14 protein-coding genes and 1 pseudogene are annotated in these 25,039 nt (G+C 47.1%); 10 read left to right on the top strand and 5 right to left on the bottom strand.

Features of this window, described 5'->3' with window-relative positions; translation table 11 throughout:
• Positions 1-1,952, bottom strand: a 1,952-nt coding sequence (locus tag EXU57_RS14325; RefSeq protein WP_243745599.1) for a DUF6531 domain-containing protein, incomplete at its 3' end; no start/stop codon positions are given.
• 696 nt (positions 1,953-2,648) lie between these two features.
• Entirely contained in the window at positions 2,649-2,879 is a 231-nt protein-coding gene (locus EXU57_RS14320) for a hypothetical protein (RefSeq protein WP_133268904.1), read from the bottom strand.
• A 472-nt stretch (positions 2,880-3,351) separates the two neighbouring features.
• Between EXU57_RS14320 and gcvT the strand changes: the two genes are divergently transcribed.
• Genes gcvT through EXU57_RS14305 form a run of 3 tightly spaced genes read left to right on the top strand, consistent with a single transcriptional unit; the run spans position 3,352 to position 5,419 of the window.
• Positions 3,352-4,437, top strand: coding sequence for a glycine cleavage system aminomethyltransferase GcvT (gene gcvT / locus EXU57_RS14315; protein ID WP_133268903.1), 1,086 nt, complete (start codon positions 3,352-3,354; stop codon positions 4,435-4,437).
• A 46-nt stretch (positions 4,438-4,483) separates the two neighbouring features.
• Positions 4,484-4,957 carry an SRPBCC family protein gene (locus EXU57_RS14310; RefSeq protein WP_133268902.1) on the top strand — a complete coding sequence of 158 codons (474 nt, stop codon included), beginning with the start codon at positions 4,484-4,486 and terminating at the stop codon, positions 4,955-4,957.
• A 54-nt stretch (positions 4,958-5,011) separates the two neighbouring features.
• Positions 5,012-5,419: a septal ring lytic transglycosylase RlpA family protein gene (locus EXU57_RS14305; RefSeq protein ID WP_133268901.1), complete on the top strand. Its 408-nt coding sequence runs from the start codon at positions 5,012-5,014 to the stop codon at positions 5,417-5,419.
• Here EXU57_RS14305 and EXU57_RS14300 read toward each other — a convergent pair.
• The 3 genes from EXU57_RS14300 to EXU57_RS14290 all read right to left on the bottom strand — a co-directional run bounded on the left by EXU57_RS14300 (position 5,396) and on the right by EXU57_RS14290 (position 9,387).
• Positions 5,396-7,216 carry a UvrD-helicase domain-containing protein gene (locus EXU57_RS14300; protein ID WP_133268900.1) on the bottom strand — a complete coding sequence of 607 codons (1,821 nt, stop codon included), beginning with the start codon at positions 7,214-7,216 and terminating at the stop codon, positions 5,396-5,398. The two genes, EXU57_RS14305 and EXU57_RS14300, sit on opposite strands and share 24 nt — an antisense overlap.
• A gap of 472 nt (positions 7,217-7,688) precedes the next feature.
• Positions 7,689-8,414, bottom strand: a complete 726-nt coding sequence (locus EXU57_RS14295; protein ID WP_133268899.1) for a 2-phosphosulfolactate phosphatase — start codon at positions 8,412-8,414, stop codon at positions 7,689-7,691.
• A gap of 637 nt (positions 8,415-9,051) precedes the next feature.
• Positions 9,052-9,387 (bottom strand): single-stranded DNA-binding protein, encoded by a 336-nt coding sequence (locus tag EXU57_RS14290; protein ID WP_133268898.1) that lies wholly within the window; start codon positions 9,385-9,387, stop codon positions 9,052-9,054.
• A gap of 175 nt (positions 9,388-9,562) precedes the next feature.
• On the opposite strand from EXU57_RS14290, the gene EXU57_RS14285 reads away from it, so the two are divergent.
• From EXU57_RS14285 to EXU57_RS14255, 7 genes and pseudogenes are all read left to right on the top strand, one after another.
• Entirely contained in the window at positions 9,563-9,937 is a 375-nt protein-coding gene (locus tag EXU57_RS14285; RefSeq protein WP_133268897.1) for a hypothetical protein, read from the top strand.
• A 1,559-nt stretch (positions 9,938-11,496) separates the two neighbouring features.
• Positions 11,497-15,639 (top strand): annotated as a pseudogene (locus EXU57_RS14280) (FG-GAP-like repeat-containing protein); the annotation flags it as partial.
• Positions 15,640-17,383: 1,744 nt separating this feature from the next.
• On the top strand, positions 17,384-21,142 hold the full coding sequence (locus tag EXU57_RS14275; protein WP_133268895.1) for a DEAD/DEAH box helicase: 3,759 nt from the start codon (positions 17,384-17,386) through the stop codon (positions 21,140-21,142).
• 53 nt (positions 21,143-21,195) lie between these two features.
• Positions 21,196-21,909: a 5-oxoprolinase subunit PxpB gene (gene pxpB / locus EXU57_RS14270; protein WP_133268894.1), complete on the top strand. Its 714-nt coding sequence runs from the start codon at positions 21,196-21,198 to the stop codon at positions 21,907-21,909.
• Entirely contained in the window at positions 21,906-22,883 is a 978-nt protein-coding gene (locus EXU57_RS14265; RefSeq protein ID WP_133268893.1) for a biotin-dependent carboxyltransferase family protein, read from the top strand. The genes pxpB and EXU57_RS14265 overlap by 4 nt, the downstream gene beginning before the upstream one ends.
• A 209-nt stretch (positions 22,884-23,092) precedes the next feature.
• A complete protein-coding gene (locus tag EXU57_RS14260; protein WP_133268892.1) occupies positions 23,093-23,851 on the top strand; it encodes a 5-oxoprolinase subunit PxpA in 759 nt (252 codons plus the stop codon).
• Complete coding sequence (locus EXU57_RS14255) at positions 23,814-25,013, top strand: NRAMP family divalent metal transporter (RefSeq protein WP_243745598.1); 1,200 nt, start codon at positions 23,814-23,816, stop codon at positions 25,011-25,013. The genes EXU57_RS14260 and EXU57_RS14255 overlap by 38 nt, the downstream gene beginning before the upstream one ends.
• Positions 25,014-25,039 lie beyond the last annotated feature (26 nt).

Raw genomic sequence — 25,039 nt, 5'->3', positions numbered from 1 at the left:
TCTACCCTGTCCAGCTGATCGTAGTAGTAGCGTTCAGTGCTGCCTGCAGGATTGATTACCTGGGTACACCGTCCCCAGTTGTCGTACCCGTATCGGGCACGTGCACCCCCGGGCTGCACCACCGCAGTGAGGTTATAATCGGGATCGTATTCAAACAGGGTTTGCTGGTCCTTTTCGTTGCTGATTGCTGCAACCAGGTTATTGGGGTTGTACTTAAAGGAGGTCACGCTTTTGTCCGGTGAGGTAACCGAGGATAGTAGCCCCTGTTTGTTATAGGTGTATACGGTTACCTGATCCTCTGCATCCATTTTCAGCTGCAGCTGGTCATCCCTATTGTACAGCCAGGTGGTGGTGGACCCATCGGCCCCTTCCATTGTTGCCATGTTACCCCTGTCATCATAGGTATAGCCGGTGATGTTGTCTTCGGGGTCCACCTCGCGGTAGAGCTCCATATCGGGGGTATAAACATACTGGGTTGTTCCGCCAAGGGGATCGGTGAGGCTTGTACAGAGGTTTAGTTCGTTATAGGCGTAGACCGATGTTTCGCCAAGAGAGTTGGTGACCCTGTTATGATCCTGGTGGTAGGATATCCAGCCTTCCAGCAGTCCCCCATCTCCCCAGGTGTGCACACACCGGGCACCTGTTGAAAGGGCGTCGTATTCCCAGTAGAATGCCTGGCCATTACGGTCGGTCTTTTTTACCATCAGGTGGTTACGATAGACAATATGGGTGGTTTTACCCAGTGCATCGGTAATGGCACACAGGTCCCCATCGTCGTTATAATCATACCGGACCAGCTTTCTTGTTTCACCACGGTATACCGCAACAATCTCGGTGATCCGCTGCTCTTGATCAAGGCTGATCAGGATATCTCTGCCTACAGGGTCTACCATCTTTTCCAAAGTGCCTTGGGCATTATAGAAGAAAGCGATGCTAAAGCCTGCCCTGTCAAAGAGCCTTGTTGGCTTATAGAGATCTGGGGTTACAGGTTCAAATACCCAGGTCCGCTGTGCCTTATGGTCCGTCAGCTCGTAAGTCTTTCCCCGGCGGGTGAGGGTAAGTTTTTCAGGGCGGTTGTAAGTGCTTTGTCCATCGGGGATCAGCGGGAAAGCCGTTTCTCTGCCATCTGGGAGTACCACTGCGACCTGTTGTTCAACTTCGTCTGCAACCAGCGACAGGTCGTAGCAGCAGTGGGTACCATGGCCCATTGGTCCTTCATAGCCCGAGTCGGAGTACCAGCTTCTTTGCCAACTGACCGGCAGGGGACCTGCAAGTTCAAAGTCGCTACCCTCATAGATCACCCTTCCGGTAACCAGGTCAACGGGTTCAAAGCCCGTTTTGCACAGGTGATCGGCAAGTCCCCTTGTGCAGTTGAACCTCCGGCTGATCTTGTTTAGTGCCCTGCCTGCACCTTTAAGCAGTGCACCAAAGCCAAAGGACATGGCAAGCGTTCGCTGCATACTTTCAAAGTCGGGCACATAGGGTCCGCCTACCATTACGGGATTACCTGCAGGAATGGGAATGACCGTAGAAGTGGGCAGGTACAAGTGGGGCACAAGGTTCCATAGCTTCTTGCCTGGAGATACCGTAAGGGGCAGACCAATATCGCTGCAACTCATCACCATATAGCCCGCTGCACTAAAGAGGGCATCCTGCGCCTTTACCGTCAGGCTGCCAAAGAAGTTTACCGAATCATGTCCGATCAAAAAGGGCATTGCAAAGGGTCCACCCATGGGTATATGCGCACGAAGTGCAAGCATACCACTAACCGAGGAGTTACCCCTGGGCAGGCCATTGACGTTGATGGTGGAACCGATAAAAGGAATGTAGTCCGATATATCCAGCACCAGCCCGATAAAGGGATAGGGAACCGGGACAGGTACACCCCCGATCAAAACAATGTGTATGTCGATGCCGATAACAGGAAGGAGGTGTCTGTTGGCAGGAAGCATACACGAGGGTTTGTGGTGTATAGTAAAATACAAAAAGGGCTGAGAAATGCAAGAGCGTTAGTTTATGTTGAATGTTGTATGTTGAATGTTGTATGGGGCCTCCGAAGAGAAATGTGATATGAGCTGCGATTAGATTGCTGTTGAACGCAAAACCTTAAATGAGAAATGTCGAATGCCAATGTATTCTGTTTATGAACCAATCACACCCAACCCTGAAGGGGTTGAATTTGAATAGCCCCGGATGAAATCCGGGGAATAGCAAAAACATTTTTTACAATTGGGTAGGGGTTGAATTAAAAAAGCGTAGATGGAACGAGGTGGTATCAGTTAAGATTCGAGCATTATGAGTCGTCGTGTTATATTGAATGCTAAACCTGCATGCTAATGTGTTCGAGTTATGAATTAATCACACCCAACCCTGAAGGGGTTGCACTTCAATAGCCTAGGATGAAATCCGGGGAATAGCGCGGAACAATTTTTACATCGGGGGAAGGGTTGAATTAAAGGCGTAGAAGGAACAAGGAGTTATCAGTTAAGATTTGAGTGTGGATAGAGCGTATGATTTAGGTGGTAGACAAACACCATCAAATTGATGAATGCACTTCGAATTGGCACTGTTATAGACAAAAAAATCCGTAGTTAAATACTACGGATGGCCGGCTTCAAAGCCGTAAAGAGATGACAGATTTCCGACGATTAGATCACTTCTGTGGTTTTTAACCAAAATGTGCGAAGAGCATTTAATTGGTCAAAATCCAGGCCTTCCTCGATCTCGTCACGCGACCGGTCGTCTTCTACGTATACAAAGTTGTCGGCAACTTTATCGGTGTTCAATAACGAAAATGCATAGGTGCCCGGATCAGTTTGCGTTACTTTAACGTGGGTACCGCTTTCGAGCGTAAACTCCATCGGGAAGTCGTGTTTCATATGTGATTTTGTATCTAAGTTATAAAACTAATGTCCATGATCCAATTTGGTATGTGTAAAATCTATACCACCATACGCCGAAATACAAGTTTACTTAGGCCGGGTCAAACATCTTCGCTGACCCAATCATTAACAACAAACAAGTTGCTTAAGCCGCTGTTCCGGGCAGTTAACTTCATGACAGCACCGGATCTGATCCTCAAAGAACGGTCGTTGAACGGAGCGTCGCAAGCAAAGCTTCATCAGTGCTTTACTGCCGGTCACCAAAAGATAAAACCCAGGTTTAGCTCGGTCTTCAGTTACCTAGCAACCTGCTCTTCCCATTTAAACAATCGGCGTTTTGCTGCACGGTTAATTGTATCAGGCGCCTGGACACCAGCAATGATCATGTGTTTACACCCTGAACAATGATTTCATGAAAGCAACCATGCTTGCTAATTCTTTCTCCTATTTTTGCCCAAACATCGTTACTATGAAGAATACTCCGTTTACGGATAAACATATTGCTGCCGGCGCTAAGATGGCGGAGTTTGCCGGACACTATATGCCCATTAGCTACAGTGGAATTAACGATGAACACGCCACGGTGCGCAACAATGCCGGCGTTTTTGACGTGAGCCATATGGGTGAATTTATTTTGAAGGGCGATAAGGCCGTTGACCTTATTCAAAGAGTAACAACAAACGATGCGTCTAAGTTAACCTCGGGAAAGGCGCAATACAGTGCACTCACTAATGAACAGGGCGGTATTGTAGATGACCTTATCGTGTACTGTGTGGAAGAAAACAAAGTGTATATGCTTGTGGTTAATGCAAGCAATATCGACAAAGACTGGAACTGGATCAGCAGTTTTAACCACGACAAAGTTGAAATGCATAACATCAGTGAAAAGACATGTCTTTTGGCAATCCAGGGGCCTAATGCAACCCGGATTTTGCAGCCGCTGACCGACATGGACATCATGAATCTTAAATATTATACGTTTGTCAAAGGCAGGTTTGCAGGGGTTGAAAATGTATTGGTAAGTGCAACCGGGTATACCGGAAGTGGCGGAGTTGAAATTTACTTTGAAGATAAAAACGGGGATGCTGAAAAAATCTGGAACGCCATATTCGAAACGGGTACACCACAAGGATTGAAGCCGATCGGTCTTGGTGCGCGTGATACCCTTCGGCTTGAAATGGGTTATTGCTTATACGGCATGGATATCGACGATACTACCAGCCCGCTAGAGGGCGGTCTTGGATGGATCACTAAGTTTACAAAAAATTTTACCGCACGCGATATTCTGGAGCAACAGAAGGCACAAGGTGTCAGCCGTAAACTGGTTGGCTTTGAGATGCTGGAAAAAGGGATTCCGCGTCATGGCTATGATATTGTAAATGCTGCGGGCGAAAAGATTGGTGTGGTGACCAGTGGAACCCAGGCACCTTCACTGTCGAAAGCAGTTGGCCTCGGATATGTAACAAAAGAATATACCCCTATAGACGCTTTGATCTATATAAAAATCCGGGATAAGCAGGTGCAAGCGAGGGTAGCCAAATTTCCATTTGCTTAGCCACTGGCTTTTTACTTTTCCGTTCTAAAGATCATGGTGAACCCTTATGCCAACCATCAGGTTATCTACCCATATTAATGCTCCAATGAGTGTTGTATTCGACTTATCGCGCAACATCGACCTTCACCAGCGTAGTATGCGCCATACATCAGAAAAAGCCATTGGCGGAATTACCACGGGTTTAATTTGGCTCAATGAAACCGTTACCTGGCAGGCGAAGCACCTTTTTAAGCTGCGGACATTTACCAGCAAGATAACGGCATTTGATCCTTATGATTACTTCGAAGACCGGATGGTCGAGGGTGACTTCGTATCCGCTTGCCATGGGCACTTTTTCTCCAAAACACCTTCCGGCACGCTGATGAAGGACGTTTTTACATTTACAACGCCGTATGGTGTACTCGGACAAATCGCTAATGTTCTCTTTCTCCGTAGATATATGCGCAACCTCCTCAAAACCAGGAACCGGGTAATTAAACAATATGCAGAATCCGACAAGTGGAAGGAGTTACTTTGGTAACCAAGCCCCGGGGGAACAAACCCGGGCTCTTCTTTTCTAAATACTTATACAATCATGCGGGTAGCTGCTAACCAATCACTGCACATATTTGCTCTATTATTCTTGTTGATACTGGTATCGTCATGTGGAAGATCAGTGGTACAAACGGGACGGGCTTCGTATTATGCCGACAAGTTCGTTGGCAGGAAAACCGCAAACGGTGAGATTTTCCGCCAGCGCAAGAGAACGGCTGCACATCAAACCCTTCCTTTTGGAACGAGGGTTAAGGTCAAGAATCTTTCAAATGGCAGAACAGTAAAGGTTCGCATCAATGATCGCGGACCATTTGCAGGTGGTCGCATTATAGACCTGAGTAAAAAAGCCGCCCGAAAGCTGGGCATGGTACAAAAAGGGGTCGAAAACGTGCGCCTCAAATACAAAAAAAGAAAGGCAGGTTCCTTAATCTTCAGCCTGGTCTTTTAAGCGTAATTTTTTGATTCTTGCATTGATTGAACCATGGGTACGGCTTAGCCATTTTGCAATGCTGAATATACTTTCTCCCGACAGGTACATATTCGTTAGTTCTGCATCATCCGCTGCTGTCCAGGGCTGTCCGGCACTATTTTCTTTGCCCTTCGGAGTTCCCGTTTTATTTCCTTTGATAACCTTAAACTTAGGTGTTCCCAATTCTCTCTTTGTATAATAACTATTCTTGTCATAGCTATCGTACTCATAAGTCACATTCGATTTTTTCCGCTCTGGTTCAGGTTTCTTCAACACATGGATATCAGGAGAGGCTGAAACGTAGTTGTCCGGCAAAAGTGCTTCCGGAATATGTAGTATTTTCCGGGTTCGGGTAATGGCAACATATAACAAGTTCACTTCTTCCCGCAGACGGGCTTTGTTATTTTCTTCTTTGTTTTCGTTTACTGCTTTTTCCAGCCGCTCTTCGGTGATGAAATCACTTACGAGTTGCACCGCATCATACTCCATTCCCTTACACCGATGCACGGTGGTGAAGATCATCTCAGCTTTTTCCTTCTCATCGTTTGGCACATGTTTCTCTTTTATGTTCCTGATGATTTGCGGTATTTCTTTAACATACTCTTTTACGATCTCCACCATCATTCCCAGCTGAACATCTTCGGTTTTTTCGATGTATTCTTCAAGTTCATCCATGTTGCCCATTGCTTTAATGAGCTCATCTCTGATAAGGTTTCGTGAGCCGGTGTGCAGGTTTAGCACGTCGTAGAGCGATGCCCCTTCATCGGCATAGGTGTAGGAACTTATGTTTCCTTCGAAGTAAAGGTGTTTAAGGTCCTTCCGTTCGGTTGTGTATTGGATGGCCTTAAGCAGGACGCCCAGGTTGGTTCTCCCCAGAACCGCTTTAGTTTGTGCAGAACTGCTATTGCCACTACCCGTAATTGGAATCGGTCTGTAGTCTTCGAGGTGCGATTTCCAATTGAGAACCGAAGCAGCCAGATCTGCGATATCCTGCCTGAAGCGGAAACTCGTTGTTAGGTTATAGGTTTTGAAGTCAACTTTTTCAAGTGAGTTAACGGCGTACCGCCAGCCATAAATTTGTTGATGCGTATCGCCTACAATAACTTTTGTGGCGTCCTGTTTTAGAAAGATGTCCAGCATTGCAGAAGAGGCATCCTGGCCTTCATCAAAGAGAATGTATTCGTACGGTAGGGCGGGGTTTTGAAGTTGAAATTTCTTCAGGTAAAAATCGTGTGTGATCTCAATTTCCTGTTTTTCCATTTTAGCCAACAGTATCCGCGCCTGTCGTTCAATATAACTATAGAAAGCAGATACAAAGATGCGTGCTTTGGCATCTGATACGACATCAAGGTAATTCAACTCGCTTACGCGTTGTTTATCGCTGTTGCAGAAGTATGTAATAAACTTACTGATGTGATTAGCAGCGATGTACTCAGCATGTTTTTCACCGGTTCCTTCAAGGCCAAGCAGACCCGCAATTTCATGGGTTCGATAACCATGCGCCCTCACCTTGTAGTTGCTGCGGGCGACAACATACCTGAATGCTATTGAATGAGCCGTTTCAACATGCACATTAGTCATTCCCAGCTCGGCAAATTTTTTGGCAGCCTCTAGTTTCACCGATTTATTAAACGCGAGATACAATATGCGGGCGCTTGCCGGACGAGATTTGGCGTATTGAATAATCGTTGTTGTTTTGCCTGATCCCGCAACAGCATTGATCTTAATGTTGCCGGTGGAGTTAACGATTGCTTCTTGTTCTGCAGTTAATTTCATTTGCCAATCGCTACTATATTACCTCATTTTTACTGCAAGGTGGTTAGAAAACTTGTTCATTGTACTTAGAATCTTGACCTGGCAAAGAAGCGCAGCTTCAACCTGGTAAACGTACATTCTGTTTAAATACATGCCAATGTGGTTCCGTTTTTTGGTCCAATGCCCAGGCAATCTGTTTAAGCGTCCCGGTAGCTGCGAAATCATTGGTGCGCTGTCCGAAACTGATGGCTATTCACTGTTATCTACTTATCTATCCATGCATTCTTTCCTGGATCGAACAAGAGTCCAGTGCTACCTTCTGGTTTTTTTTGCTAGCCAGCCAGGGAACAATATTGGGCTCCGGTTGTCCGCCCGGATGAACCAGTTCGGTCGAGTGTCACTCACTTGTACGCTATAACCTTATTGCTCCTTTAACCAGTGCCAGTTTCCCGTGTGTTGCGTGCTATGCAAAGTTCTGCTTTGAATTTCGAAATTACAAAGCAAGGAGTTCACCGTCGCGATAAATGGGCACAACGTTGGCGATGTCGGGAGTCACACAATACTGAAGATCCTTTTCGAGTCCGTATGCAGAAAGCCGGTGCCAGTGGGTTGTTTTTTGAATAAATTCGAACATGTCATCTTTATGCCGATCGTACATGCTTTCTGCCATAAGGCTGCTATCGCAATGAATGGTAAAGTGTTCTTTTACTTCGCGGATGACTGCTCCTGCGAATAAAGTGTCTTCGAGGTTAAAACGATCTTTCCAGCCTGAACAGCCCAGTACAACATTTTTGTTCTCCTTCAACAAATGGGCGCAAACAGCAGAAAGGTTTGGGAAAGATCCTGTAATCACCTCTGAGCAACCGCTTTCCAGTGCCATATGCAACAGCTTGGTTCCATTAGTAGTAGTTAGCACAAGTGTTTTTCCTTGAATGAAGCTTCGCGGGTATTCCGCCGGTGAATTACCATATTGCAAGCCTTCGATCACCTTACCATCTCTTTCACCTGCCGTAATGCTGCCCACGATCTGCTTACCCATTGCGATGCAGTTTTCAACACCTGCAACTGGTATTACCTTAGCTGCTCCATTGTACAACGCGGTACAGATGGTCGATGTCGCCCTAAAAACATCGATGATCACGACGATTGAGTCTTTAAGATCATACAGGTGCAAAAGTGCAGGCGTAAGCGCGGTAAAAAGGGTGGGTTTGTTATTCATAAGCTGGCAAAGATAGGACCACGGGTTGAACCGTAAAACCATGATGATCCCCGTTTAACGCTCCTCTTCTCGCGGTCAACCATCATAGCACAACTATCGTGTCTCAAGATGTAAAGCTCACTATTCTTATCCTCGCTGGTCCAGATGCAATGTATGCTGCATATGGAGTGTTTCCGTCATTGCCGGAGGTTGGACATCTCGCAGGAAGGAGTTACGGCAGGTTCCATATTTACCGCCTTAAAAGTAAACGGCAGGGTGGCGGCAAACCAGCCACAAAAAGGGTTTTGGAACAGTAACTCCATTAACTAAAATGCGCCCACATCAGTGAGCCCCGATCGACAGCCCGGAAAGAAGGCACCCGCCGCACTAACCAAGTTTTGGGAATAAGGATCCTCTCTGCCCAGCAGCCCTTCAGAACACCAGACGCCTGTAATGCTTTGACGAAAACTAATTCTAGCTTTTCAACATCACCATCAGATCATATGCATGGATTTCCGTTACATACTTTTTGGCGCCGATCGACAGCCAGGAAAGAAGGGAACTCGCCGCCCAAAGCCGGTTTTGGGAATAAGGGCCGCCTCTCCGTAGCGGCCCTCAGAATACCAGACGGCTATAATGCTTTGCCTGAAAAAGGATACTATTTTTTCGACAACACCATCAGATCATATGCATGGATTTCGGTTACATACTTTTTATTGCCTTCTTTATCCTCGTAATTCCGGTTCACCAGTTTGCCTTCGATAATCACCTGTTGACCTTTATTGAAATACTTTTCCGCGATTTCTGCGGTTTTACCCCAGGCGATTATGCTGTGCCACTGGGTTTCCTCCACTTTTTCGCCCTTTGCGTTACTATAGGTTTCGTTAGTGGCGAGGTTGATTTTTGCAAGCTTTTTCCCGCCTTCAATGATTTTGATTTCAGGTCTTGCACCCAGGTGTCCGATCAGTTGTACTTTGTTCCTCATCGTGTTCATAATGGTAGATTTTGAATGATTTACGTATTTGTTTGTCAACCCTATGCAAAGCTGCGATGGGCGAGAAGGCAAAGACGGTTTTTAACCATTTAATCCCGTATCTAGGTGTTTGTAGGCGTTTGTAAATGGTTAATAGATTGTGTACATTGACGTGGAAACGCATAAATAACCGTGTATGCAGGAGGAACCAAAGCTTTGCCGGGAATGTGGCAAAACCTTAAAGGGTAGAACAGATAAGAAGTTTTGTGACGACTTCTGCCGGAACAGCTACAATAACAAGTTGAACAGCGACTCAAACGCTTATGTCCGCAACCTGAATAACATTCTTCGAAAAAATCGTCGGATATTGGAAGAACTCCTGCCAGGATCAGAGGAGATGGTAAAGACAACACGCAACAAATTATTTGAAAAGGGTTTCATATTTAAATACATCACCCATACCTATACCAATAAAAAAGGCAACACGTATTATTTCTGTTATGAATACGGCTATTTGCCACTCGAAGCCGATTGGTACCTGCTGGTGAAACGTAAGGAGCCGGGGTTATAACTTTGGAATTGGTTGAATACTGTTGACAAGGGTATCTGATGTTCCTGAATGTTTATCTTTATTAACAGCTCGTTCCGGAAAACCACTGATACCTCCGGGCCTTCGCTGATCTGCACTTCTCCATGATCCAACTTCTACCATCCGCAAAGCCCTACCTGATACCTCCCCTCACCTGTTAAACAACCACCTCGGAGCAACCTCTCCCTCTCCCTTCTCTGCAGTTCAAATCCGCAATCCGCCAATCCGCAATCCGCAATCCGCTCCCTCAATACCCAATACCTCAATACCTCTCTCCGTTCCGCAAATACGTCATATGGCAATACCACCCAACTCCCGTCCCATCCGGTCATTGCAAAAACTTCAACGCTTATATACATACTATAACGCACCGTAGTTTTGTCCCATCCAATTATCCTTTAGCCTTTCTGAAAGACCATATCCAACTATCCAAAACCACGTGTTGCCTTTGCCGCTGAAAACCAATAGCAACCGAAACACAAAAGATTGATCCCGCCTAACCGCGGGATATTTTTATTTAGGGTAAGCCCCAAAACATTAGTTCCCTTCAGCTTTTTGAAATCATTTGAAATTCGCAATTCGCCATCCGCAAATCCGAGTCAGCTTCAAACAACCACCTCCGCGCATCCTCCTTCTCCCCCTTCTCTGCGGTTCAATCTGCAAATCCACCAGTCCGCTCTCCCTTAATACCTCAATACCTAACTCAATCGCAATCCACCAATCCGCTCATCCTTAATACCCCAATACCTCAATACCTAATTCACTCCGCAAATACCTAATACGTCAATACACCCAACTCCCGTCCCATCCGGTCATTCCAAAAACTTCAACGCTTATATACATACTATAACGCACCGTAGTTTTGTCCTATCCAATTATCCTATAGCCTTTCTGAAAAACCATATCCAACTATCCAAAACCACGTGTTGCCTTTGCCGCTGAAAACCAATGGCAACCGAAACACAAAAGATTGATCCCGCCTAACCGCGGGATTTTTTATTTCGGTAAGTCCGAAACCCCCGCGAATCCCCTTGCTTTTCAAATCATTCGCCATCCGCTAATCCGTAATACGCTAATCCGCAAATCCGAATCAACTTCAACCAACCACCTCTGCGTATCCTCTCCTTCTCCCCTTCTCTGCGGTTCAAATCCGCAATCCGCAAGTATCCTCCCAAACAATCTTTTAAATACCAGCTCAACACCATAGGAACATACCTTTATTTAGGTATATTTAAACCCGGCAAGACAAACATGGTAGGCTAACCCTGTTTGCGACAGGAATTTCCACATCAGCAAGGTTACCTATAAAGGTCATAACACTCCCGCCGCTTTTATCCAATATCTTTCAGAACTGCTCTCCCCAGAGAAATCATCATTGCAATTCTTCTGTCCTGCGGTTACCCGTATGCTGCCCCCATGCACCGTACCCGCCATTAATCCATTTGCGTGTCCTCTCAGCCAGGCCTAAGAGCCTGCATTGCCGGGATATTATTGAAGAACTCCCGGAACCGTAACCCTTTACCGCTCAGCAAACATGTAAAATGTACCATATGAAACGCAACCCTTTACTCTTAGTGTTTTTTCTCACGGTTTTTCTCAAACCCACTTTTGCTCAACACTGGACAGAAATGATGAAAGATCACCGTCGATTTACTTTTCGTGAGGTGGTGCAGGCATTTGAAAAAGAACAGGCAAGGGTCGCCGCCGATAACCTCACCGTTCGCAAATCCGGCCCTGAAGGCAAGGAAGATGGCGAAGGAAAAGGTGGAGAAAAAATCTTCAGGCGCTACAAATGGTTTTGGGAACAACGCGTTGATCAAAACGGAAACTATCCCGACGAGCAAAGAGCGTTTAAGGAATGGAAGGCTTTTGAACAAACCAGTAATGGCGCAGCAAGGGGTATGGCAAATAGCCCTGCTTTTACTTCAAAGGGGCCAACCTCTCACCCGGGTGGCTATGGGGGACTAGGGCACATGAGACAAATTGCATTTCACCCAACGAATCCAAATATTTTCTATGCAGTTTCCAATGGAGGTCACGTATGGAAAACCACCAACGGAGGATTGAATTACGTCTCACTGACCGATTTTCTTCCGGCCATGTATATCGTGAAACTCATTGTGGACCAGCAAAATCCCGATAGGCTGGTTTTCATCAAGAATACGGGCCGCGAGATATATGAGTCACTGGACGGCGGTGCTACCTGGCACATCATCGACTCGCCATGGGTGTCTGGCTTTCAAGACCTCTACCAAAACCCCGACAAACCGAACCAATGGTTTCTGGTGGAAAACAATCATCTGCACCGAAGTGAAGATGGTGGAAGAACATACCTCAGGTCAGGTCCGATTGGCCCAAATGTAAACGGTGGAATAACCAACCTAATGGTCCGGCCCGGGTCAAACGGGAAGGTGCTGTATGGTACATTAGGGTGGGACCCCCTCTATTTCGTACGCAGTATTGATGGGGGCCTTACGTGGACGGCTACGGCGCAAATTGCTGTTGGGTCCGCTCGTGTGGCTGTATGCCCAACCGCCCCCAACCTGGTAATGGTTTGTGTATCAAACGGGGCGGCACTGGAGGGCATTTACAAGTCAACCGATGGGGGTTCCACATTCGCTAAAACTTATACCGCTACGCCATCGGGTAATTTATTCAGTCCCGATTATCCATCATTTAGTATGAACGGACAAGCCTGGTGGGGATTTACGTATGAAATCAATCCACTCAACCCAAACCAACACTTTTGTGGTTCCATCAATAACTACCGCAGTAACGATGGAGGCTTGACCTGGCAGATACTTACTACCTGGTACAATATGAACGTTGGGGCATCGGTAACCCATGCTGATAAACACTTCCTGAAGTACAACCCATTCGACCTCACAAAGCTGTATGAATGTAATGATGGCGGGATCTACCGGAGTTTAAATAACGGAACTACCTGGACGAACATCAGCAATGGACTGGTTACAAGCGAAATCTACCGGGTAAGTACGCCACATGCAAATGCTACAAATCCTTACCACATCATCGGTACCCAGGATAATGGCACAAAGATTCTTCAGGATAATGGAAACTGGTTTGATCAACTGGGCGGCGATGGAATGGATAGTCAGATTGACCCGGTAAACAGCAATACCTGCTATACTTCGTACCAGAACGGGGTTTTCGTGAGATCAGACCAGGCGAATAATAATTACGAGTATATTTCTAACAACATTCCCGGCGGCCGCCCAACGGGTGATTGGGTTACCCCGATCGCGCTGGATACGTCGTTTCGAACCTCTCCAACTCAGCCGGCAAGCGTATACCTGGGGTATGCCAATGGCATTTGGAAGTCGATGAATAAAGGCACGACCTGGCGACGCCTGCCAAACAACTATCCATCTATTATCCCTAAAATCTTAACTGTTGTTGACTCATCAAAAATCATTGTATCCGATGGCTACCGTTTTCTAAGAACCACCAACGGCGGAAACTCATGGGTGGCGGCAACCGGGCTGAACCAGGAACTCATGTGGCGGTTCGCATCCGTAGTGGTTGATCCTACAGACTTCGACAAAATGTGGGTAACCAATGGACATCCATATAATGGTAAAGTGTTCTTTTCGGATAACGGGGGAGTAAGCTGGCAGGATATCAGCTATAATCTTCCTTACGGAACGTACAATTCAATCGTAATCGATTTTGAGTCGCCTGCAAAAACAATGTACGTATCATCAGATAACGGGATTGCATACAAGGCCTTGAGTGATAATAGCTGGTCGGTTTATGGAACAGGTCTCCCATACGTGGGGATTAATGAAATTCAACTCGATCGCTACCATAAGCAATTGGTTGTTGGTACTTATGGCCGGGGCTTTTGGAGCGTTCCGCTGCCTGAACCACAAAATGAAAAACCCATACTCACGACTTCCGCAGGTATCACAAATTCAGCAGCCACAAACCTTGTTGATACCCTGGTTTCGATTGCTGATGTCAACAATACCACGCTTGCTTCGGCAACAATCGCTATCAGTAAAAACTTTTCAGCCGAATCCGACCAGTTGGGATTTGCCTATGGCGGTACCAATTTGCACGGAAATATTACATCAACTTATAACAGTGGATCGGGTGTGCTTTCACTCGTTTCAAACGGGGCCACGGCCACCCTGGTCCAATGGCAAAATGCCTTAAGATCAGTTTACCACCAATCTATTACGATAAGTCCCGCCGCCCGTCAGCTTACCATGAGCTTTGTGGTGAATGATGGCCATGCAGATAGCGATACGGCGTATAAAATATTTGAACTTGCCCCCGGTATCCTCGCCGAGGCCCCTGTGATCACCTCGGTTTCTCCGATCGCAGCTCCGAAGGGTACAAGCATTGAAGTATCCGGCACAAACTTCAACCAAGCAACCTCGGGGAACGTTGTGTATTTCGGGGCTGTTAGAGCACACGTAAGTAACGCCTCGCCAACAAGTTTAACAGTGTCCGTACCAACCGGAAGCATCCATAAACCCATTACTGTTCTCAACCACGATAATGGGCTAAGCGGCAGTTCTACCCGGTTTTTTGTGCCAACATTCAACAACCCTTTCACCACCGGTTTACCGGCGAATTTCTTCCAACCTAAATCAGATCTGCTAACCGGGTCAGACCGGTCGGTTGCAATTGGCGACCTCGACGGCGACGGCAAAGCAGAAGTTGTAACCCTTGGCTCAGGTGCGGTAAGAATACTTCGCAACATCACTACTGCGGGTAGTACTACACTGGGTGCGTCCGCTTTTGAACCTGCTGTGAACTTCCCGGTAAATTACAATGTTAACTACCAGAACTTATTCCTTGCCGATGTCGACGGCGATGGTAAGCTGGACATTATCGTTGGAAACCACAATGACGCAAGAATTGCGGTATTTAGAAATACCTCTACCCCGGGCGGAATAACCCCGGCTTCATTTGCTGCAAAAATTGAATATCCGGTTAACGGCAAGGTGGAGGCACTCGCCGTTTCAGACCTGGATGGAGATGGCAGACCCGACATTGTGGCTCTAACAAGAACAACCCTGTCGGTATTCAGCAACCGTACAATTAAGGGCTTAATAGACCCGGGTTCTTTTTACGAACAGATCATTTTCTCCGGTTTGCCTTTGAATGAGTTATGGAGAGCGGTCACGAAAGTCACCGATGTTGATGGCGACGGCAAACCCGACATTATCACTCATACGGGGGTCGTAAATGTGTTCAGGAACAACTCCGTCCGGGGGGTGATAAACGCTACATCTTTCCAGCCACCGGTCAATCTGAACCTTACCAGAGTAAAGAGTTTTGATATTGCTGATGTCGACCAGGATGGTAAGATGGATTTTGTTTGTATAACAGATTCCAGGCTGTCCCCCGATGGCCAGATCAGTGGCAGAATCCTCATTTCCCATAATGTTGCATCACCGGGCAACATTACTACGGCGTCCTTTTCTCCGCCTGTTGAATTTTTTACGCCTTATGAGCCCTGGTCATTCACCTTCGACGATTTCGATGGCGACAGTAAACCAGATCTTGCGATTAGCTGCAATTCAAAAATTGCACTTATGCGAAACACCTCGGTACCAGGGTCCATAACAACCAACTCGTTGGCTTATCCGGTAGACTTCAACGCAACCGTGTCAACTTTAGAAAGTGGTGACGTGGATGGGGATGGCATTCCGGAGCTTTTCTCAACAACGTGGATACCACAGGAGCTTCATGTTTACAAGATCAATAATGCCGCTAATGCCATCACCTTCAATGGCAAGGTGTTCCTCCAGGGCAATTTCAATGCGCTCACCGGTAACATGACCAACTCGCTGAATACACTAGGCATCTTAGCCGACTCCGCAAAATCACAGCCTTTTAATGATATGCTATTGAAATACTCCGGAACAGAGCATGCTACCCCCGACGTTTTTAAAGCGAGACCTGGCATTGTAGACTGGGTGCTGGTAGAGCTGAGGAGCACTTCAAGCCCTTCATTAGTATTGGGCAGAAGAGCTGCGCTTTTAACACAAAACGGAACCCTTGTAGATATCGATGGAGTTACGCCGGGCATTACCTTCCAGGGCTTTCTGCCCGGTGAATACCACGTTTCCATAAGGCACCGGAACCATTTGGGCATTCGCTCCGCAACTCCTCTTGATTTTACTTCAGGCTCTGCCGGTTACGACTTTACAACTGCGGCAGATAAGTGCTTTCAAAATCAACCCTATACTTCAACCGTGTCTATGGCTGGCGTATGGGCAATGCGGGCGGGTAATGCTAACGGAAACAACAACGTAAAATACAATGGCCCACAAAACGACCAGGACCGTATCCAGAACATCAAATTGGGCGGATCACTGAGCCTGGTTCAGAATCGTCAATACGCGCCGGAGGACATCAATCTCGACGGGACCATCAAAACAAATGGCCCCGCTAACGACCAAAACTTTTTGCTAAATGCAATACTTACGGGTTTGCTAAGCAGCATTTATACCGAACAATTGTAACAACATTGCCCGGGCCTGGTCCTTTTGCACAGGATTAGAATGCTAATTATTCACACGCGGAATAACATGAGTGATGTTGCCGTCCAAATGGGGTAATGTTTTTTGGGCGCATCCCCAAGCTGCGCAAGGGGTCGGGCTTTCCGCTCTTACTCCGCCGAAGGCCCAAACTGCAGTCCCCGTCGAGCGGGCATCCGGGCGGGCCTTCAGCGGGGTAACCGCTTCAATCCCTTGCGCAGCAATTCAGCCAATAAAAAGTGCTCAGCCTAACTAAGGCAAACAAGCAATTTAAAAAATATTCTACCCGCAGGCTGCGTTGTTAAACAGCCGTCCTGTACCGGTTTTAAAGTTCTTTGCCGGACTCCAGGTCAAAGCAACGGAACGCAGTTACAAAAAAGAGCAAGTTAGCCGCAGGAAAACCAACTGTACGGCCTTATTAAGCAAGGAATTGAGCGGTTTATTCGCCTGCTCTAGCCCGCAGATAACCATCAACCGTCGGTTGTTCAGGGTTCATCTCCCTTCACAAAAGGGTCCAATTTCCTACCAACTTAATGTGAAAAACGATTGGAGGTTAACTAAACAATTTCTTACACGTGCTTATCCGTCCTTCTCTACACTTGTTTTTAGCTACGCGATTTTAGGGCTATATTGCCCAACAAGTGTCTATTCGCGAAAAGCCGCTGCAACCCATGTTATAACAATAAGCCAGGGCAGGATTACGTCCCTTACTACTCCTTACTGTTTTCCGGTCTTATATGCGCACGTAAATAACCTCCAAAGCTTAACAAACTCTTCATTTCCCGCCCTTTTTTCTCCTCCAATTTGGCCGCTTTTCCGTTACTTTTGCAAATTGACCTTTTCTGAACGTTTGCCGGTTTTAGTCTGAAATATTACTTGTCCGGTACCCGATTTCAACAGTAAATATTTTATGGCTTTACCACACCTGATTAAACACGTATACAATAACGGAACCGACGAAGTAATACGACGCGGGAAAAAAATTCACTCGACCGGCAATGTTGAACTCATTGAATACGACGACCTTCTCGGAGCAGTTGTTTTCAGGGTAAAGGACGATATGTACTCCACCTACTACAAGGTGCAGATTAACAAATTCAAAGAAGCCAATAACCTCTCCATACGCTGCTCCTGCCCTTATAACCTGGGCGAAATATGCCGGCACGAAGCTGGTGCGCTATTCCAACTCCAGGAAATGCTCGACCGCAACATGCTGGGCGAAAAAGAAGTCGTTTACGACCAAAAGCATACGGTGGTGAAGATGAAACAGCTTGATCTTAAAATGATCAGGCTATTGGCCGCACAACAGTCCTACACCGATGCTGAAGAATACCTCCGGAACAATCAACCCACCATTCTTGAGGCTAAAGACGAGAAGGTTAAAGCTGAACTAACGTACGACAACGAGTTGTACAAGGTACTGATACAAAAAAACGAAGAGCGGAATTTCGATACCAGCTGCAATTGCAACAGCGATGATAAACACCCGCTATGTGTTCATAAAACGGTATTGTTTGTATACCTGCTCAGCAAATACGGGGTAAGCTACTTTGATAGTATTCGCAACTGGGATAAAGAAAAAAACAAATTGCTTGAAGCTTATGGCTTTTCTTTAACCGACGATTTAAAAGGGAAATTCGAGTTTGCCTATAAAGACAACAAGCCATTTTTAAGGGTTCTTGATACTTCTATCAAGCGGATTGCACCAACCATGAACGGGCTGCGTCCGAAGCCTGTCGAAGTGCCCGTAGCATCCACTATTGCTGAAGAAGAAGAGCTGCCCAAACCTGCAGCCATGCAATTGGGTTTGGTGTTCACCGAAAACGACGAACAGTACCCATTTATTTCCGTTGAAGCCGTTCAGGGTCAAACCAACGACGAACAAACTGCTTATGTGGGTAAGATAGAAAGGCTCGACCTGGGCAAATACATCAATACCGACGTCTTTAGCGAGGATGACAAAATGATGGTGCAGCAGCTCCGGAAACTGCAACCAACAGAGGTAAGCCGCTACTTAAACCGCAACTCTCCTTTCAGTGGTATCTGGGAAAACATCATTCAGCAACACAACGATGAGTTGCCCGAAGAGACCCGGCACCTGATTGTTGAATACCTGCACCCCAAGTATAAAAAGATCATCACGGAGGCAAACACCCATTTTGCATTTTACCTGCCGTTACGGAAGCCTTTTAATACCGCCAACCTGCAGGATGTGCACATGTCGCCCGACCCTGCGGTGGTTAACATCAACATCATTTACAAAGATGGGCGCTACGAGGTAGAATGTTTTGTAAAAGTAAACCACGCCGAATTGCCCCTGGGTGATAATGCGAGCCACACCTCTCTCCTATTCCTGTACGATAACACTTACCACCTCTGGCAGAACCCAAAAGATATTCTGCTGGTAGAGAAGTTTATGCCTACCGGCAAAATCGTAATAGAGGAAAAAGAGTGGGCCCAGCAGCTGCAGAAGTTCATACTGCCGCTTGCAACGGAATACAACGTACAGTTCAACAACGTTAAGCGCGAGGAAGTAAAGGACCTGAAACCCGACGTAAAACTCATGTTGCGCGAAAAAGGCGAATACCTCCTTTTTCAACCCATTTTTATATACAACGGCTACGAGATCAAGCCTAACGATAAAGAAAAAATTATTATTCCCCAGCAGGACAGGCTGTTGGTAATCCAAAGAAACCAGGAGGAAGAGAAAGCTTTTATCGACAAGATCGAAAAGCTGCACTCCCAGTTTATGCACCCCGATGATTCAAACAGCCTGGTGCTAAAGGGAAGTGATGTACTAAAGAACAACTGGTTTTTCCTTTTCGTTGATGCAATGAAGGAAATGGAGATCCCGGTTCATGGCTTTGAAGCACTGAAGAATTTTCGCTTTAACACATCTAAACCCTCCACCAAAATTTACATCAGTAGTCACACCGACTGGTTCGATGCAAAGGTGGAGATCCATTTTGGTGAGCAAAAGATTACGGTTGCCGACGTAAAAAAAGCGCTTGCAAACAAACAACAGTTTGTGCAATTGCAGGATGGCTCCCTCGGTATCTTACCAGAAGAATGGATCAAAAAATATGCACTCCTGTTTAGGGTTGGAGAAGGCAAGGCTGAAAAAATGAAGCTAAGCCGTTACCACTTCAGTGTCATCGAAGAACTTTACGAAGCCCGTGATGAAGAGGAACTTTTTTTCCAGCTTGAAGAACGCTACGATAAGCTCAAAGAATTCAGCAAGATTGAGCCTATTGAAGCTCCTGCACACCTTAAGCCCATTTTACGTCCATACCAGGAGTCTGGTTTTCATTGGCTCAACTACCTTAGCGAGGTTAAATGGGGCGGTATCCTGGCCGACGACATGGGTCTTGGTAAAACCATACAGGCGCTCTCATTTTTACACCACCTGCGGCATACCAACCACAGCCTGAAAGCGCTGGTTGTTTGTCCAACCACACTGATGTACAACTGGGAAAATGAGATCAAGAAATTTACACCCACGCTCACCTATTATATTCACCACGGCGGCGCACGTACTCGCGATACCGTAAAAGATCCGGCTGTAGACGTGATCATTACCACGTACGGCACCCTGAGGAGCGACATCAAAGTATTTGTAGATGTCGAATTTGACTACATCATCCTCGATGAAAGCCAGGCGATAAAAAATCCGTCAAGTAAGGTAACCAAGGCAGCAAGTCTTTTGCGCGCAAAAAACAGGTTGTGCCTCAGTGGTACTCCGTTACAGAACAATACTTTCGACGTATTTGCCCAGATGAATTTTCTAAACCCGGGCATGCTGGGCAGCATGGAGTTTTTTAAACAGGAGTTTGCTGTTCCGATCGACAAGTTTGGCGAACAGGAGCAGAAAGAACACCTTAGAAAATTGCTATACCCGTTTATACTACGCAGAACAAAGGAACAGGTTGCCAAAGACCTGCCGGATAAAACCGAAATGATCCTGTTCTGCGAAATGGGCGACGAGCAGCGAAAAATCTACGATGCTTACCGCAACGACTTCCGCGACAAGATCCTGGGTGTTGTAGAACAGCAGGGTATTTCAAAATCGCAGCTTACCATCTTGCAGGGCCTTATGAAGCTGCGCCAGATTTGCGATAGCCCCGCCATCATGAAGGAACAGGAGAAGTTTCCAAATGTATCCATCAAGCTGGATGAACTGGTAAGGGAAATCACCGAAAACATCAGTAACCATAAAGCACTCGTGTTCTCACAGTTTCTTGGAATGCTTGCACTCATTCGCGAGCGTTTGGAAGAAATGGGGATCAAATACGAATACTTTGATGGTAGCACTACGGCCCCGGACCGTGAGAAGGCGATCCAAAGTTTTCAAAACGACGATAGCTGCAGGGTATTCCTTATCTCGCTTAAGGCTGGTGGTGTTGGTTTAAACCTTACTGCAGCAGACTACGTTTACATCGTCGACCCATGGTGGAACCCTGCTGTTGAACAACAGGCGATCGACCGTACACACCGTATTGGCCAAACAAAAAACATCTTCGCTTACCGGATGATTTGTAAAGACACCGTTGAAGACAAAATATTAAAACTGCAGGATAAAAAACGTGCGCTCGCAGCCGACCTTATTACCGATGACAGTGGGTTTGTTAAGAACCTGACGAGAGAAGACCTTGAGTACTTATTCAGTTAGGGAAACAGGGTGGGTATTGCTAAGGGTTTTCGATTTTGCAATAGTGATATGCTATGACATTGACTAACCCTTATGAAATCTTTCAGGTTGGCGATCATGCCATCACTGTAGCATTTGGCAATGAGATCGATGCCCACATAAACGGGCTTGTCATCAACTTTTTCGATGAGCTTAAGGCAAATCCCATCCCATGCGTAGTCGACCTCATTCCGGCTTATGCTTCTTTAACCATCGTGTACGATATCGTAAGCATATGGCAGGTTCAACAACAACGTTCCGCAAGCGAATGGATCAAAGCTGATGTGCTCAACCGGTTAAGTCACCTTACCGATGCATATCGCCCTGCCGGTTCACTCAAAAGAATACCGGTTTGTTATGCCCCATCTTTAGCCCCCGACCTTGACTATGTTGCAAGCACCCATCAACTAACTACCAACGAAGTTATTACCCTTCATACTGCCCACGTTTACCGGGTGTATATGCTTGGCTTTCTGCCGGGTTTTCCCTACCTGGCAACTGTTCATCCCAAAATTGCAACTCCCCGGAAAGCACAGCCCCGAAAGCTCGTACCAGCCGGAAGCGTCGGCATTGCAGGTGAGCAGACGGGCATCTATGCGCTGCCTTCGCCCGGTGGCTGGCAGCTGATCGGTCAAACACCGGTTCAGATGTTTAAACCAGACGGCGAGCAGCCCGTAGCCTTGTCACCTGGCGACCAGGTGCAGTTCTACTCCATATCACTGCAGGAATTCAACCACCTGAAAGCATGAGCCTCCGCATCATTAGAAAGGGCCTGCTCGATACCATCCAGGATGGGGGCCGGTTTGGTTTCCAGCATCTGGGTATAAATCCGGGTGGCGTTTCGGACCCGGTAGCACATTATGTTGCTAATGCTCTGGTTGGAAATGTTGCAGGAGAACCGGTACTTGAAATGCATTATCCCGCGCCGCAAATTCAGTTTCTGACGGATTGCATGATAGCTATTTCAGGCGCAAACTTTACCCCTTTGCTTAATGATACTGACGTTGAAAATGATTGTACGATCCTTATAAAAGCAGGAAGCATACTCAGGTTTGCCGGGCAGGTTTGGGGAGTGTGTGCCTGTCTTGCGGTAAGGGGCGGGTTTGCCGTAAAGCCTTGGTTAGCGTCTAAAAGCACCAACCTGAAAGCAGGTGCAGGTGGTTTTGCCGGCCGGGCACTCCTTACCGGCGACGTTCTCCCCTTTGCTAATTCCTTGCCGAACCACCTGGGCGGCAAGTCAGGCGCGGGTTCCTGGCGTGCGAACGTTTCAGCATTGTACAACAGGGGCAACATCCGGTGTGTAGCAGGAGCCGAGTATGATTTGCTTACCCCTGCAGCCAGGCAAAACCTTGATCGGGGTTCATTTGCCATTACCGGGCGAAGCGACAGAATGGGTTACCAGCTTGAAGGCCCTCCACTTTCAGTTCAAGTAGATACCAGTCTCATCTCCACAGGTGTAACAGGGGGAACCATTCAACTTCTTCCAAACGGCAGGCTGATTGTACTGATGGCCGATCACCAGACAACAGGTGGCTACCCAAGGATCGCCCATGTGATTAGGGCCGATTTGCCCTCCCTCGCACAAAAGCGTGCGGGTGAAGCGGTTCAGTTCGAATTTGTGGACATCGCCACGGCTGAACAAGCTCTTTTAATTCAACACCGGCATTTGTTGCAGCTCAAAAATGCCTGTAACTTCCGGCTGGCAGCGGCATTTGGAAATTGAAGCTCAGGCAAACGCATTCGGGACTTAGGATTGCCTTTAGAACAGCACCCTTCGGCTACCGGGTCGTTGTCCATATGGATTGGGTTTACCTTTTGGGCCCCAGGGCATGCAGGCCGAATAATGTGTTGCCGTACAAGCGAGCGTGGCAACGATGCTGCCATGCCTACCACTGCTGGTAGCAAAAAAAAACCTCAACCAAAACAGCACATATGATATCAGTAGACATCAACTGCGATATGGGTGAAGGCATGCCGAACGATGAAGCGCTTATGCCGTACATCAGTTCGGCCAATATTGCCTGTGGTTACCATGCGGGCGACGAGGCGCTGATGCAGAAAACGGTTGCGCTTGCATTACAACACCAGGTGGCCATTGGTGCCCACCCCGGTTTCGACGACAAACAAAACTTTGGACGAACCGAAATCCGGCTTTCGCCTGCAGAAATCTATGAACTGGTTTCTACACAGGTGCAGCTAATGCTAAAGGTTTGTAGCGCGGCAAACGCAACGTTATGTCACGTAAAACCACACGGGGCCTTATATAATATGGCGGCAAAGGATGCTGACACAGCAAGGGCAATCGCCGCTGCGGTGTTTAACATTAATCCGGATCTCGTGTTCTACGGGCTAAGCAATAGTGAACTGGTAAAACAAGCTGAAGCAGCGGGTTTAAAAACATTCAGCGAAGTTTTTGCCGATCGAACCTATGGCGACAACGGCTTGCTTACCCCCCGCTCGCAACACAATGCCCTTGTAGAGGACGAAGACAGTGCCATCCGGCAGGTGCTGCAGATGGTGAGCAGCGGAGTGGTAACCAGTTTGTCGGGCAACCTGGTTGCGATTAAGGCAGACACGATTTGTGTTCATGGCGATGGCACCCATGCAGTGGCTTTTGCAAAACGCATCCATACTCAATTACAACAACAGCATATTGAAATCAAATCAGCCTGCAAAAACCCCGTGGACTAGTGTTGGTCTTGGTGCCGCATTTCTCATGGCAACTTCCGCAATTGGGCCGGGGTTCCTGACGCAAACCACCGTGTTTACCAGTCAACTCTATGGTAGCTTTGGCTTCGTTATCCTGGTGTCGATCCTGCTTGATATCGGTGCGCAGCTAAACATCTGGCGCATTCTTGCGATAACGGGTCTTAAGGCCCAGGACCTGGCAAACTCCATGCTGCCCGGGCTCGGCTATGTGCTTGCAACCCTGATTGTAATGGGCGGGCTCGCGTTCAACATCGGCAACATGGGGGGCACGGGCCTGGGATTAAATGTGCTCACGGGTATAGAACCAGCCTGGGGTGCAGTCATCAGTTGTGCAATTGCCATCATGGTGTTTTGGATGAAAGAAGCAGGAAAGGCAATGGACACGTTTGCAAAACTCCTGGGCATGCTCATGATCCTGGTAACCATTTATGTATCGATAAGCTCGCAGCCACCCATGTTAACCGCCATAAGGCAAACCTTTGTGCCGGATCAGATCAGCACTGCGGCAATTATCACGATTGTAGGTGGTACTGTGGGAGGATACATCAGCTTTGCAGGGGGGCACCGGTTACTTGATGCCGGTATAAAAGGCCAGGCAGCTCTACCCCAGGTAACCCGGAGCGCAGTTACAGGTATTCTGATAACTTCCATTATGCGATACATCCTGTTTCTCGCTTCTTTTGGAGTTGTTGCAACGGGGGTGTTGTTGAACGCAAAGAACCCTCCTGCCGATGTATTCCGCATTGCAGCAGGAAATATGGGTTATTACTTTTTCGGGCTTGTCATGTGGTCCGCAGCAATTACTTCTGTTATTGGCTCTGCATACACTTCGGTGTCGTTTTTACGAACCCTTCATCCATGGGCCAACCGCAACTACCGGGGGCTCACTACGGCTTTCATTTTATTTTCTACAATGGTTTTTGCCCGGATCGGTCAACCGGTAAAAGTGCTGGTTGCCGTTGGTGCCATCAATGGACTCATCTTGCCGATTGCACTTTCGGTTATGTTGGTTGCTGCCTATAACAGGCGGCTGGTGGGCACTTACCGGCACCCAATCTGGATGACCATTGCCGGATGGCTGGTTGTTGCATTAATGGTTGTGCTCGGGTACAAAACCATTGTTGATACGCTGCACAAATTGTAATACACCTGTCGATAGATTACGTTAAT

This window comes from Segetibacter sp. 3557_3 (assembly GCF_004354985.1).
GTDB lineage: Bacteria > Bacteroidota > Bacteroidia > Chitinophagales > Chitinophagaceae > Segetibacter.
This window is presented reverse-complemented; position numbering and strand designations above follow the sequence as displayed.

What these genes read in the sequence shown, in the direction of transcription:
- EXU57_RS14320 (WP_133268904.1), bottom strand. Translation starts at nt 2,879, where the DNA reads ATGAAACACGACTTCCCGATGGAGTTTACGCTCGAAAGCGGTACCCAC.
- gcvT (WP_133268903.1), top strand. Translation starts at nt 3,352, where the DNA reads ATGAAGAATACTCCGTTTACGGATAAACATATTGCTGCCGGCGCTAAG.
- EXU57_RS14310 (WP_133268902.1), top strand. Translation starts at nt 4,484, where the DNA reads ATGCCAACCATCAGGTTATCTACCCATATTAATGCTCCAATGAGTGTT.
- EXU57_RS14305 (WP_133268901.1), top strand. Translation starts at nt 5,012, where the DNA reads ATGCGGGTAGCTGCTAACCAATCACTGCACATATTTGCTCTATTATTC.
- EXU57_RS14300 (WP_133268900.1), bottom strand. Translation starts at nt 7,216, where the DNA reads ATGAAATTAACTGCAGAACAAGAAGCAATCGTTAACTCCACCGGCAAC.
- EXU57_RS14295 (WP_133268899.1), bottom strand. Translation starts at nt 8,414, where the DNA reads ATGAATAACAAACCCACCCTTTTTACCGCGCTTACGCCTGCACTTTTG.
- EXU57_RS14290 (WP_133268898.1), bottom strand. Translation starts at nt 9,387, where the DNA reads ATGAACACGATGAGGAACAAAGTACAACTGATCGGACACCTGGGTGCA.
- EXU57_RS14285 (WP_133268897.1), top strand. Translation starts at nt 9,563, where the DNA reads ATGCAGGAGGAACCAAAGCTTTGCCGGGAATGTGGCAAAACCTTAAAG.
- EXU57_RS14275 (WP_133268895.1), top strand. Translation starts at nt 17,384, where the DNA reads ATGGCTTTACCACACCTGATTAAACACGTATACAATAACGGAACCGAC.
- pxpB (WP_133268894.1), top strand. Translation starts at nt 21,196, where the DNA reads ATGACATTGACTAACCCTTATGAAATCTTTCAGGTTGGCGATCATGCC.
- EXU57_RS14265 (WP_133268893.1), top strand. Translation starts at nt 21,906, where the DNA reads ATGAGCCTCCGCATCATTAGAAAGGGCCTGCTCGATACCATCCAGGAT.
- EXU57_RS14260 (WP_133268892.1), top strand. Translation starts at nt 23,093, where the DNA reads ATGATATCAGTAGACATCAACTGCGATATGGGTGAAGGCATGCCGAAC.